Raw genomic sequence first — 12706 nt, forward strand, 5'->3', positions numbered from 1 at the left:
AACTGAATATGCCGGTCGAGGCGGCGAGGGCATGCAGCGAGAGCGAGCATGGCGCGATCGCTATCCGCGTCAAGAATCTCAGCAAGTGCTACCAGATCTACGAAAATCCGCGCGACCGCCTCAAGCAGTTTGTCATGCCGCGCCTGCAGCGCCTCGGCGGCCGGTCGCAGCAGCAGTATTACCGGGAATTCTGGGCCCTGAAAGACGTCTCGTTCGAGATCAAGAAGGGCGACAGCATCGGTATCATCGGACGCAACGGATCGGGCAAATCCACACTACTGCAAATCGTCTGCGGCACGCTGCATCCTAGCAACGGCCAGATTGAAGTGAATGGCCGTGTTGCCGCGTTGCTGGAACTGGGATCCGGCTTCAATCCGGAGTTCACCGGCAGGGAAAATGTCTTCATGAATGCGAGCGTCCTGGGATTGACGCGTCAGCAGACAGAGGCCAGGTTTGCTGAAATAGAGGCATTCGCGGATATCGGCGATTTTATCGACCAGCCGGTCAAGACTTATTCCAGCGGGATGATGGTGCGTCTTGCCTTCGCGGTCATCGCTCACGTCGACGCCGATATTCTCGTCATCGATGAAGCGCTGGCAGTCGGCGATGCGTTTTTCACGCAAAAATGCATGCGGTTTTTACGCGCCTTCATGAAAACCGGAACGGTCCTCTTTGTCAGCCATGACACGAGCGCAGTCAAGAGTCTTTGCAACCATGCCATCTGGATAGAAAAAGGCAAGGCGCTGCAGGAAGGCAGTCCCAAGGATGTGTGCGAATCGTACCTGGAGGCATTTTACGAGGCGCAGCAAGGGAAGAGCAGCACCACCAAGCTCAAAGCCATCAAAACCCGCGACAGCGACCGTCCGCAAAAAGACCAGCGGCTGGCGTTCATCAACGCCAGCAACCTGCGCAATGATCTGCAGGTGTTCAAGTTTGATCCCGAGGCGGGGTCGTTCGGCAACGGCGGCGCGCAAATCACGGCTGTCGAATTCCTGGACAAAGATGATTCTCCGCTGTCCTGGGTGGTCGGCGGCGAGCTGGTTACGCTGGCCGTGCAGGCAACTGCGCACGAGCGGCTAAACGGCCCGATCATCGGTTTTTATATCAAGGATCGCCTGGGACAGTCTTTGTTTGGAGACAATACCTACCTGAGCCACGTGGATGAACAACTGGTCGGAGCGGCGGGAGACGAACTGCGGGCGGAATTCACCTTTTTGATGCCGGTGCTGCCGCCGGGGGATTACAGCGTGAATGTGGCCATTGCCAGCGGAACGCAAGAACAGCATATCCAGCATCACTGGATCACGGATGCGGTGATGTTCAAGTCGGAATCGAGCAGTTCATCCACCGGCCTGATTGGCATACCGATGCAGCAGATAAAACTTGATGTAGCAAGGAATTTGACGTGACGACAGAACTAGACGGTTTGGAATTTACGGGTGAACGCTTCGTGCCCGAAGAGCAGGGCAATATCGTGCTTGAACATCTGCACCGGTATTTGCAGGCGTGTGAAATTGCCGGCGGCAAGGTGGTGCTGGATATCGCCAGCGGCGAAGGCTATGGTTCCGCCATGCTCGCCAACAAGGCGCTGCAGGTAATCGGCGTCGATATATCGGAAGAGGCGGTCGAACACGCCAAGAATCGCTACCAGAAGAAAAACCTGGAATACCGGGTAGGCAGCTGCGCCAGCATCCCGCTGCCCGACGCAAGCGTCGACATGATCGTGAGCTTCGAGACCATCGAGCATCACGACCAGCACGAAGAGATGATGCAGGAATTCAAGCGGGTGTTGCGTCCGAACGGAGTGGTGCTGATTTCCAGTCCCGACAAATACCATTATTCGATTGAGCCTGGATACAGCAATCCCTATCACGTCAAGGAACTGCTCGAGCAAGAGTTCAAGCAGCTGCTTGGAAATTACTTTAAAAATACCAGCTACTTTGGGCAACGCATCGTATACGGATCGGGCATATTTTCGGAATCGATGGCCACGCGTTCATCGAGCTATTCGTACCAGGGCAAGATCGTAGGCCAGGTGCCTGGAATGAGCAAGCCGGTATATTGGGTCGCAATTGCGTCCGACGGCGAGCTGCCTGTGCTGGCGTCGGGAATGCTGGAACAGCCCATTAACGATTCGGAGCTGATTCGGGAATGGAGCCGGGTCGTGGCTGAAAGAGATGGGCAGATCCGTGAGTGGTCCAGGGTTGCAACGGAAAGAAACAGGCAGCTGGTTAATATGCAGCAAATAGTGAACCAGCTTGAGCGCCGGGTTTCTACCTTGAGTACTGAGACGGTGAAACGTGGCGAATGGGCTGTGGATCTGGATCTGCAGTTGCAGCAGGCGCAAGCCGAATTATCCAGCCTGACGTCAAGTCACTCCTGGAAAATCACAATGCCGTTGAGAGAAAGCCGGCGTTGGCTGACGCATCCGGTGGCACAAGCCAAGCGCTATGTCAAATTTGCAGCCCGTACCGGCAGAGCGCTCTATTTACGTCTGCCATTAAGTGAAGAAACAAGAGCAGGACACCGATCGGCGCTGGAAAAATATGCGCCCCGCTTGCTGCGGGCCAGCCTCGGACAAATTGTTCCTCCAGCTCCGCTTCAGGCGAGGGCTGTCGTTGGAACACCATACTCAGAGTTCGATCTCAGCAAAAACAAGATTGAACTGGCAACTTCGCTGACGCCGCTTGTTTCCGTCATCGTGCCTATTTATGGCAAGAGCAACTACACGCTGCGCTGCCTGGCGTCGATTGCTGCACATTCGCCTGCGCTGGCGTTCGAGATTATCGTGGTTGACGATTGCTCGCCGGATGACTCCGCCAATATTTTGCGAGGCATAAAAGGCATACGGCTGATCTCGAATCAGGAAAACCAAGGTTTCATCCGTTCCTGCAATCTCGGCGCCAAGGCAGCCAACGGCCAATATTTATGCTTCCTCAACAACGACACTGAAGTCACTTCCGGGTGGCTCGATGAGCTGCTCCGGACTTTCCGAGAGTTTCCCGGAACGGGATTGGTTGGCTCCAAGCTGGTATACCCGGACGGCAGTTTGCAGGAAGCCGGCGGCATTATCTGGCAAGACGGCAGCGCCTGGAATTTCGGCCGCAACCAGGACCAATTGCAGCCCATGTACAACTACGCCCGCGAGGTTGACTATTGTTCCGGCGCGTCCATCATGTTGACCAAGTCCCTGTTTGAGGAACTTGGCGGTTTTGACGAGCACTATCTTCCAGCATATTGCGAGGACTCCGATCTTGCACTCAAGATTCGCGACCGGGGATATCGCGTCATTTATCAGCCTCTCTCCGTCGTCGTCCACTATGAGGGCATTACTTCAGGCACGGATACCGGACAGGGCGCCAAGGCTTATCAGGTAGCAAATCTGCAAAAGCAGTTTCAGCGCTGGCAAAAGCGCCTGGCCAGCCACCAGGCGAACGGTGTCGATGTCGATGACGCGAAAGACCGCATGGCCAAGCGCCGCGTACTGGTGTTGGATCATTGCACGCCGACTCCCGACCAGGATGCCGGCTCGGTCATTACATTCAACTTGCTGCTTTTGTTGCGCGAGATGGATTTCCAGGTGACCTTCATTCCTGAAAATAATTTCTTGTACTTGCCCGACTACACGTCTGCGCTGCAGCGCGCCGGGATTGAAGTGCTTTACGCGCCGTATTGCAATTCGGTCAAGCAGCATGTGATCGAAGTCGGGGAGCGTTATGACCTGGTCTTCATGTTCCGGCCCATGGTTGTTGTGAATCATCTTGATGTGGTGCGCCGGTGGTGTCCGCAGGCCAAGGTGCTATTCCATACTGTCGATTTGCACTATCTGAGAATGTCCAGGGAAGCAGACATGCTTGGCGATGCAGTGAAGCAGGAAGAATCGGAGCAAATGAAGAAAGTGGAGTTCGACGGCATTCGTGGGGCTGACGCAAGCATTGTGGTCAGCGTGACCGAGCAAGAAATTCTGCGTCGAGAATTGCCTGATCAGAAAATTCATGTTTTCCCGTTGATCATGGATATTCGCGGCACGGATAAAACATTCAACGACCGGTGCGATATCGTATTCGTAGGCGGTTATCAGCATGTGCCGAATATCGACGCGGTGATCTACTTCGTGACTGAGATAATGCCGATCCTGCGCCAGAAATTGCCGGGAGTTCGGTTTTATGCGGTGGGCAGCAACGTGCCGGAGCAGATCGAAGCATTGGCCAGCGAGGATGTCATCATCACCGGATTTGTCGAAGACCTGTCGCCGCTGCTTGATCGCATGCGTGTGTCGGTAGCGCCACTGCGTTTTGGCGCCGGCATCAAAGGCAAGATCGGCACGTCGATGGCCGCTGGATTGCCGGCGGTTGCTACCACTCTTGCAGCTGAAGGCATGTCGTTGACGCCTGGTCAAAATATCTTGGTAGCTGACGGCGCGCAAGCGTTTGCCGACGCGGTGGTCCAACTCTATCAAGATGAGCCGCTCTGGACGCAACTTAGCGAGGCTGGAATTGCTTTCGCAGAAAGCGCCTGGGGAGCTGAAGCTGCCTGGAAGACTCTAGGGAACATTCTTCACGACCTGGATCTGGATGTTGAGCGTAATACGCGTCCGCTTGCGCTTTGGTGCAACAAGCTAGATGTAAAGCCAGCCGCTCAAGGAACTCTATGAAGCTGGGTCTCGGAACATGGCGTTTCTTTTTAGCTTTCCTGGTAGTCATTTCGCATCTGTGGTCAGGCATGCTAGATGGCCCCGCGGCTTATGCCGTCTGGGGATTTTTCATCCTGAGCGGTTTTTTGATGACGCACGTACTTACCCACAAGTACGGTGACAGCAGAGGCGGGTTGGCCGACTATGCTTACAACCGATTCTTACGAATCTATCCGGCTTATGTCGTCGCCGTACTGGCAGGCGTAGCCTGTCTCCTGATCTTGCCGAAATTCGGAGTGACACTTTCAAGCTTGAATCCGCAATTCAACTGGCCGCATAGTATTCGCGAGTGGGCGGCGAATCTGCTGTTGCTTGCAGTACCGGCTCCCGGTTTGTTTGTTCCGGTTTCGGGCGCACTTGCAGTAGAGGTCTGTGTTTACGTTCTGATGCCGCTATTGGCTTTCAGCCGGGCTGCAGCTTGGATATCATTGATTCTCAGCGTACTGTTGAACCTGAAGTATGGGCTCACCATAGAAACTTTTGGTGAGCGCTATTCGTCTTTCCTGACTTGTTTCATGGTCTTTTCCTGCGGCTGTTTATTGTCGCAATATCGGGAAAAGCTTAACATTTTCAGGGCGCCTCTAATCAGCGTTATTGTCTGGCTGCTGCATTGCCTGGTGTGGCTTAAGTACGATCAATGGCCATGGACATACGGTCTCTATGCCTCCATCATCCTTTCGGGATGGGTGGTCTTGTCCTTGTCTTCTCAAAAGACCGGCAAGCTGGATTCTGTGCTGGGTGACCTGTCTTATCCTCTGTATTTGTTTCACACGACAGTTGCCGTATGCTTGATCCCGCTCGGGATCAAGATGCGGTCGTTCGAGTTTTTTGCCATTTCCTTCGTTTTGACCATAATAGTTTCATGGGGAGTAGTGATGCTGATAGATAAACCATTGGCTGGCCTCAAAAAGAAGAAGAATGTGGGGGTCACCTGACCATGCAATTCACGGAAACCCAGGAGCGGACGTCCTTGTCTGTTACAAGCGCTGCCGAACAAGTGATCGCCGTTGTCATACCCAGTTATAAGGTGACGCGCCACATCATCGACGTGATAAGTTCGATTGGACCTGAAGTCGCGCGGATCTATGTGGTTGACGACAAATGCCCTGATAATTCTGGCGACTTTGTAGTGGCAAATTGCGTCGATCCTCGCGTGGTTGTATTGCGTCACGAAGAGAACCTTGGCGTTGGAGGCGCGGTCATGACTGGATATCAAGCAGCCATCAGCGATGGCGTAGATATCATCGTGAAGGTTGACGGCGACGGCCAGATGGATCCGAAACTGATCCCGCGTTTCGTGCAACCCATTCTGTATGGGCAGGCAGACTACACCAAAGGCAACCGTTTTTATGATCTGGAAGAGATCGGCGCCATGCCGCCATTGCGCCTTTTCGGGAATGCTGCTCTTTCCTTGATGGCGAAGTTTTCTACCGGCTACTGGAATTTATTTGACCCTACCAATGGCTATACTGCTATCCATGTCGATGTTGCGAAGCATTTGCCGTTCAAGAAAATAAGCCAGCGTTATTTTTTTGAGACCGACATGTTATTTCGTTTGAATATCATGCGGGCTGTTGCTGTGGACGTGCCAATGTCAGCAAAATATGCCGACGAAGTCAGTGGACTGAAGATATCAAAGATCGTTGGAGAGTTTTTGATAAAACACGTTCGTAATTTCGGCAAACGGATTTTCTACAACTATTATCTGCGGGATTTATCACTGGGTTCGATCGAACTTCCAATTGGGCTTGTGCTATTGGGATTTGGTCTTTGTTACGGAGCCTATCATTGGCTTGAGGCTGCTCGTTCTGTCATTCCTGCCCCCACTCCTGCCGGTACAGTAATGATGTCGGCCCTACCAATATTGACTGGCTTGCAGTTTGTGCTGGCGTTCATTGGGCAAGATATTGCGTCAGTACCCCGGCGTCCAAGGCATCTAGGGCGTTCGATCGGAGATAAATCAAAATGCGATGCACAATAATCGAATCGCCAATTTAGTCTATTAGCCAATGAAGTATTTTCAATTTCTGAAAGAAAAGGCCAAAGGCTATTCGTTAACCGAGTTATTCCGTCTCGAATTCGAATCATTGTTCTTTGGTATTTTCGGACTTGTACCGACCACCTTTGGAGTCATCCTGAGGGGGCTGATCTGCAAAGTTTTTTTCAGGTCGAGCAAAGGATTTATCTGGCTGCAACCTAACGTCGTTCTGGTGCATTCAGACCGAATTACCGTCGGGTCGAATTTTGCTGTCAATTCTGGCAGTTATATTAATGGTATTGGCGGCATAGAAATTGGTTCTTATGTGCTTATTGGAAGCAACGTGACCATTTCGTCCGGACAACATCCAATCGAAGGCCGATTTCCACCTGTTTTTGCAAGGAAAACTATTCCAAAGAAAATAGTCATCGGAGACGATGTCTGGATCGGCGCCGGCGCGGTAATCATGCCGGGCATCACCATTGCAAAGGGCACGGTCATTGGCGCCAACTCGATCGTCACTAAAGATACCCAAGAGTATGCTGTGATGGTCGGCGCGCCCGCCAGGAAAATTAGGAGTCGATCTGATATATGAGCACATTTGTTAGGTACATCATCATTGCGGCCATCGCTTATGTGATCGACATGGGGGGATATTATTGCCTGGTTAAGTTGGGATGGAATCCGATTGCATCGAATGTGCTTGTGAAAGTTGTAGCTGCCGTAAGCGGTTTCTTCATGCACCGGCGCTTCACCTATCAAATTACTGACTCTGCGGAAGTGACTGATCACGCCAAGAAATATTTTGGACTGGCGCTCCTGTATACGCCGGTGTCCTCCGCAGTACTATTTTTGCTCCTGTTCGTTATGCATAATCCTATTTATGCCAAGGCAACATCCGATATTTTGCTATTTATTGTTACCTATTGGATTACTACAAAATTCACTTTCACAAAGTCAGTGTCCGGTGATCAAAAATCTTGATTCGAAATGATCGATGGTGATCTGTCTTCGAAAAATTGCATTAGCGAGACATTATGGACATTGAAGTAAAAAATTATTCATTTCGGTTTCTCAATCGATTTCAATCCAGCCTCCGCAAGGCATATGAAGCCCCGCGTCATTTCATCGAGCCTGAGAAAGTAATTTAATGAAATTGCTGATTACGGGAGCCAATGGATATATCGGTGCAAAGTTACGGCACATTGCCAAAGATCGTGGCAATGAAGTGATTTCCTTGTCTCGCACAAGGGGGGGAGCGAATGCCGGGGAATGGTCGCATTACGATATTAGCGACAAAGCTCCGATCGAAATTCCGGCCGATGCAGGAGCTGTCATACATCTGGCTATCAGCGGTAAGCTCGCATCTGAAAGCGATTGTGTTGCAGAGATATCTTCCGCTTGCTTATTGTTGAAGGCAACCCTGCGTTCCGGCGCCAAATTCATTTTCGTATCCAGCCAAACTGCCCGTAAAGATGCGCCGACCATGTATGGACGCACGAAATGGGCAATTGAGCAGGAAGTGCTGAAAGCAGGCGGGTGGGTCGTTCGTCCCGGCCAAGTGTATGGCGGAGATGAAAAGGGATTGTTCGGCATATTGAGCGCGACGGTGCGAAGCCTGCCAGTATTGCCAGCATTCTTTCCTGCGCCACGTGTCCAGCCGGTGCATGTGGATGATCTCGCAAGCGCATTGCTGGCCGTGGCGGAACGTAACGATTTAACCCCGTGTATTTTTTGTGTCGCGGCGGTGCAGCCAGTTACATTCACGCGTTTTTTGGGTTTGATTGCTTCAGAGCGATTACGGGTTCGCCGGCTTTTCGTACCAGTGCCCACGTTTCTCGTACGAGCGGCGACATTGGTACTGGGAGAGCGGATAAGTATCAAACTTGGGATTGAGCGTCTTGCATCGTTGTTTGCATTGCCGCAAATGCATACAGCCGAGGATTTGCGCAGCCTGGCGCTGGATTTGCGTTCGCTGCAATCGGGTATGCGGCGCGCCACAATCATAGGCGAGAAGCAGAATAGACGATCACTTGCGCGTGAGGCTAAAGCCATGCTGACGTACGTGTTAAAACGAAAGCCTGGGCTTGCTGTGCAGGGGCGCTATGTTCGTGCGGTTGAGTTATTCCGTAGCGGGACCACGTTGGAATTACCGGCTTTTATGCTTCATGCGCCGTTGGCATTGGCGTTGCTGGACGACCGTGGCTTCACTTCATCAGCCGCAGGGAAAGAGTTTCTGTGGCGATTGAATACGGCAACGATTCTGGCCGAAGCGACGACAGTTGGCGCTTCACGGTTCATCGGTATCGGCGAGCATTCTGGCGCGGTCCGATATGGCATGTTGATTGCGTGGTCGGTGGTGATGGAGGCAGTATGGCGACTATCTAGTTTTTTTTGGTTGCCGATTTATTTACGTCGTTTGAACGTGGAATTTACGAAATGACGGCGGATTTCGATGTAATTATTGTCGGAAGCGGGCCTGCTGGCGTTTCCGCCGCATTTCCGCTTGTCGCTGCGGGGAAAAAGGTATTGATGGTTGACGGCGGGAACAGTCCAGCCGGTGAATTGCCACGGCAGCCGTTTCTTGCAGCGCGCGAATACGACCAGGAACAATGGAAGTGGATGATAGGCAGCGATTTGCATGCACTCGGCATGCACGATGCGATTTCTCCAAAAATGCGGGTTCCTGCGCACGCAAAAGTGTTCAGCGAATTCAATGCCGCCAATTATATTAATTCCGAGAATTTTGTCGCGATCGGCTCTCTTGCGCAAGGCGGCCTGTCCAATGCATGGGGCTGTGGCGTCGCACGATTTTCATCGGCAGAGCTGGAAGAGTTTCCATGCCTGCCCTCCGAACTGGAAAATGCCTATCGGTTGGTGGCGCAACGCATCGGCATCAGTGGACCGAAGGCCGATGATCTCTCGGACTATTTTGGGTTGGACTCATGGTCGCAACCGCCGATTGCAATGGATGCGCTACATGAGCACATGTACTCTCGTTACGAGAAACATCGCCAGTCATTGAACGGAACGGGGTTTCGTCTTGGGCGTTCCAGGATTGCCGTGCTCAGCCAAGATCTTGGGCGTCGGCAGGGTTGCAACAATCAAGGAAATTGCCTTTATGGCTGCGATCGCGGAGCGTTATATTCAGCCAGCACAGACTTGGCCGCCTTGAAACTGTTTCCCAATTTTTATCACCAAACGATGGTGGTCGATGCTTTAAGACAAGGCGACGGACATTGGTTGATTGAAGGTGCTGCTGGAAAGCAGGTCAAATCGATTTCTGGTTCCAGAATATTGCTGGCGGCGGGAACTCTGGCCACCACCCGTCTCGCTTTGAATGCACTGCAGTTGCAACAGTCGGTTCGACTCCTGTCGTGCCCTACCGCCGCTTTCGTTCTATGCCTGCCGTCGTCGTTTGGAGCTGCTCGTCATACCGGCTTCGGACTGGGACAATTGTCATTTGTATTGTCTTTGCGCGATGACATCCATGTGCTGGGTTCTACTTTTGCAACGTCGGGCTTGCCAATCTCCGAGTTTGTGAATTACTTGCCGTTGCGCCGGCGTTATGGCGTTGACCTATTAAAAGCATTGCTTAGCTCGTGCGTGGTCGGGAATCTGTTTTTGCCGGGTAATCTATCGGACAACCATGTATCTGTTGATGGCACCGGGGCGTTGCATATCAAAGGTGGCTTCAAAGAAGAGACCGGGGAGCTGCTGAAGACGGCGGGATCGCGGTTGCGCAAGGCATACGCGCAGCTCGGCGCCTACATGCTGCCAATGAGTTTTACCCCCGCCAAAGCCGGCGCAGATATACATTATGCGGGTACGTTGCCCATGCGGATCAATCCGGTGCCAGGCGAAACCGGATCTACGGGAGAGCTGTTCGGATTGGCCGGGGTGCATGTAGTTGACGGTGCCGCGTTACCGCTGCTTTCCGAAAAATCGCACACGCTTACCATCATGGCTAACGCAACCAGGATAGGGGAAAGGTTGGCAGTCGGTTATCATTGCGCCTAGGCATGGGCCGGCGTTTGCACACAATTAAAATTCGACTTGAGAGCAAGTGCAGTTGCACTTGGTATTGGACCTGGAATCATGGTAGCTGCAAATTACAACAACAAGGAATTTCTCACTATTGTCAAATTCGGCATTAGCGGAATTTTCGTGACGTTCGTTGCGTATTTGGCATATTTGATGTTTTTTTCAATGACGTCGAGTGATTTTAAATCGGTTTTATATTCATATATTTTGGCAATTCCGCTTTCTTATCATTTGAATTGCAAATTTGTTTTTAAGAAAATATATTCCTTGAGATCTTATTCCTGGTTTGTATTTATTCAGTTAATGGCCATGTTCCTGAATTATTTCATCTTGAGAAAATTGAATTTGTATTTTGAATATTATATTTCAGCGATGATTAGTTATGGCATTGTTCCAGTTGTAATTTTTTTATTAAATAAAATATTGGTTTTTAAAAATGACTAAAGCTAGGAATATATTCGGAGTTTTGCTTGCACTGGCTATAGTTTTTTTTCTTGCAGAATTGAATTATGCACGATTCATCCACATGGCTGGAGACTCCGCTGGCTATGTTGATTTGATCAAGAGGGTATCGTTATTTGGAGACATGCGTTCGCAAGTATTTGCTGCTGCCTATCCATTATTTGATCTCACAAAAACGGCCGAGGTATTTTGTTCCAATGCCTTGGTAAGTAAATATGAAAACAGCTCATTTTTCCAATGGCACTCCTATGCAATTGTATTTCCGATTGCATGGGTGGGAAAGATATTTACAAACAACTATGCGTATACTGCTGCAGTTGCGAATGCGTTAGCAGCTTTTTTTACTTTTTTCGGCACTTTTTTAATTGCAAGAAAAAACCAAATGGATTGGATGGAAATTGTTTTTTTCCTGCTGATCATGCTGACATTCAGCCCTTTGGTTGGCTCGATATCCGGTCAGTACTATTTTGATAGATTGTTTATCCCGGCCGCAATTTTTTATTTCTATTTCTATTTGCAAAGAGACTGTAAATTTTCATGGTTAATTTCCATTGGAATTATTATCTTTGCTGCACTTGTCAGTGAACGATCGGCATTGATGATTGGCGTTGTTGCAATCTATTTGGCAGTCTGGGATACAAAAAATAATCCGAAATTCAGATATGGCACTATTTTTTTTGGGTTTGCTGCAATTGCATACTATGTAATATGGGCAAAATTCATTCAAGATAGTTTTTATGCTGATACAACGTCATTATCAGTTATTGTTTCTAACGTGAAACAGATATTTGATTTCCAATCAAATATTTCGAAGTTGACAGTTGAATTACTCATAATACTGTTGCCATTGATAATTTTGATAGCTCCGGCGAAGAAATATATTATATTATTTGCCGTTCTTTTGGCTCCCAACATCCTGCTGAATGTTGGTGGGGCAGAGAAAACAGGCTATTTGACTCATTATCACTCTTATTATATTCCAGTGCTTATTGTTGGTGCCATGATGGGCTATGTGGAATACAAGAACAATGTGATGGCAAGTCGCTACCGATACCTGCTTCTATTTATTGTTCTTGTATTCAATGCAATGAATATTCATGGCCGCTTATTTGCAGTGGGTCCCACCTTGACACATAGTTTCTCGGGCGATGTCGGTTTGCTTGTAGAAAGCTCGAATATAAGAAAAGCTTCTGATGAACGTTCAATAAAATTCAATGAGCTCTTGTCCAATATCAAGGAAGATAACCCGACAATATCCACCAATGAATTTACAATGCCGATATTGGTATTAAAAGGATTTACGCATATCAGGATGTTTCCTATCGGATTGTATGATTCTGATTATTTATTGCTGGAATCTGCTGTAGGTGATGACCCGGCCAATATAATTCTCCCTGTATATGGAGCTGCAAAAGATCTAAAAGAAATATCGAATTGCATGTTTTTGAAACTCAAGGATAAATATAAAGAAGTTGGAGCCCAAGATATTGGTGCGATTAAATACAGGTTGATGAAGCGGATTATTTAAA

General features: G+C 49.8%; 10 protein-coding genes. All 10 read left to right on the forward strand.

Annotation, left to right across the window (positions count from 1 at the left end):
* Window positions 1-8 precede the first annotated feature (8 nt).
* The 10 genes from V8G57_RS18920 to V8G57_RS18960 all read left to right on the forward strand — a co-directional run bounded on the left by V8G57_RS18920 (window position 9) and on the right by V8G57_RS18960 (window position 12705).
* Window positions 9-1409 (forward strand): ABC transporter ATP-binding protein, encoded by a 1401-nt coding sequence (locus tag V8G57_RS18920; protein ID WP_342830692.1) that lies wholly within the window; start codon window positions 9-11, stop codon window positions 1407-1409.
* On the forward strand, window positions 1406-4654 hold the full coding sequence (locus tag V8G57_RS18925; RefSeq protein ID WP_342830662.1) for a glycosyltransferase: 3249 nt from the start codon (window positions 1406-1408) through the stop codon (window positions 4652-4654). The genes V8G57_RS18920 and V8G57_RS18925 overlap by 4 nt, the downstream gene beginning before the upstream one ends.
* Window positions 4651-5628 carry an acyltransferase family protein gene (locus V8G57_RS18930; RefSeq protein ID WP_342830663.1) on the forward strand — a complete coding sequence of 326 codons (978 nt, stop codon included), beginning with the start codon at window positions 4651-4653 and terminating at the stop codon, window positions 5626-5628. The genes V8G57_RS18925 and V8G57_RS18930 overlap by 4 nt, the downstream gene beginning before the upstream one ends.
* A 2-nt stretch (window positions 5629-5630) precedes the next feature.
* Complete coding sequence (locus V8G57_RS18935) at window positions 5631-6674, forward strand: glycosyltransferase (RefSeq protein ID WP_425458304.1); 1044 nt, start codon at window positions 5631-5633, stop codon at window positions 6672-6674.
* Between the two features lie 28 nt (window positions 6675-6702).
* Complete coding sequence (locus tag V8G57_RS18940) at window positions 6703-7266, forward strand: acyltransferase (protein WP_342830665.1); 564 nt, start codon at window positions 6703-6705, stop codon at window positions 7264-7266.
* The gene (locus tag V8G57_RS18945) at window positions 7263-7655 is read left to right on the forward strand and encodes a GtrA family protein (RefSeq protein ID WP_342830666.1); all 393 of its coding nucleotides are present in this window, start codon (window positions 7263-7265) and stop codon (window positions 7653-7655) included. Before V8G57_RS18940 ends, V8G57_RS18945 begins: the two co-directional genes overlap by 4 nt.
* Window positions 7656-7821: 166 nt before the next feature.
* Entirely contained in the window at window positions 7822-9114 is a 1293-nt protein-coding gene (locus V8G57_RS18950; RefSeq protein ID WP_342830667.1) for an NAD-dependent epimerase/dehydratase family protein, read from the forward strand.
* Window positions 9111-10691, forward strand: coding sequence for an FAD-dependent oxidoreductase (locus V8G57_RS18955; protein ID WP_342830668.1), 1581 nt, complete (start codon window positions 9111-9113; stop codon window positions 10689-10691). The genes V8G57_RS18950 and V8G57_RS18955 overlap by 4 nt, the downstream gene beginning before the upstream one ends.
* Window positions 10692-10769: 78 nt before the next feature.
* A complete protein-coding gene (locus tag V8G57_RS26295; RefSeq protein ID WP_425458306.1) occupies window positions 10770-11159 on the forward strand; it encodes a GtrA family protein in 390 nt (129 codons plus the stop codon).
* Window positions 11152-12705: a hypothetical protein gene (locus tag V8G57_RS18960; RefSeq protein ID WP_342830669.1), complete on the forward strand. Its 1554-nt coding sequence runs from the start codon at window positions 11152-11154 to the stop codon at window positions 12703-12705. Before V8G57_RS26295 ends, V8G57_RS18960 begins: the two co-directional genes overlap by 8 nt.
* The last annotated feature ends 1 nt before the right edge of the window (window position 12706 follow it).

Origin of the sequence: Collimonas rhizosphaerae (assembly GCF_038896935.1) — a bacterium.
Taxonomy (GTDB): Bacteria; Pseudomonadota; Gammaproteobacteria; order Burkholderiales; family Burkholderiaceae_D; genus Collimonas; species Collimonas rhizosphaerae.

What these genes read in the sequence shown, in the direction of transcription:
- V8G57_RS18920 (WP_342830692.1), top strand. Translation starts at nt 9, where the DNA reads ATGCCGGTCGAGGCGGCGAGGGCATGCAGCGAGAGCGAGCATGGCGCG.
- V8G57_RS18930 (WP_342830663.1), top strand. Translation starts at nt 4,651, where the DNA reads ATGAAGCTGGGTCTCGGAACATGGCGTTTCTTTTTAGCTTTCCTGGTA.
- V8G57_RS18935 (WP_425458304.1), top strand. Translation starts at nt 5,631, where the DNA reads ATGCAATTCACGGAAACCCAGGAGCGGACGTCCTTGTCTGTTACAAGC.
- V8G57_RS18940 (WP_342830665.1), top strand. Translation starts at nt 6,703, where the DNA reads ATGAAGTATTTTCAATTTCTGAAAGAAAAGGCCAAAGGCTATTCGTTA.
- V8G57_RS18945 (WP_342830666.1), top strand. Translation starts at nt 7,263, where the DNA reads ATGAGCACATTTGTTAGGTACATCATCATTGCGGCCATCGCTTATGTG.
- V8G57_RS18950 (WP_342830667.1), top strand. Translation starts at nt 7,822, where the DNA reads ATGAAATTGCTGATTACGGGAGCCAATGGATATATCGGTGCAAAGTTA.
- V8G57_RS18955 (WP_342830668.1), top strand. Translation starts at nt 9,111, where the DNA reads ATGACGGCGGATTTCGATGTAATTATTGTCGGAAGCGGGCCTGCTGGC.
- V8G57_RS26295 (WP_425458306.1), top strand. Translation starts at nt 10,770, where the DNA reads ATGGTAGCTGCAAATTACAACAACAAGGAATTTCTCACTATTGTCAAA.
- V8G57_RS18960 (WP_342830669.1), top strand. Translation starts at nt 11,152, where the DNA reads ATGACTAAAGCTAGGAATATATTCGGAGTTTTGCTTGCACTGGCTATA.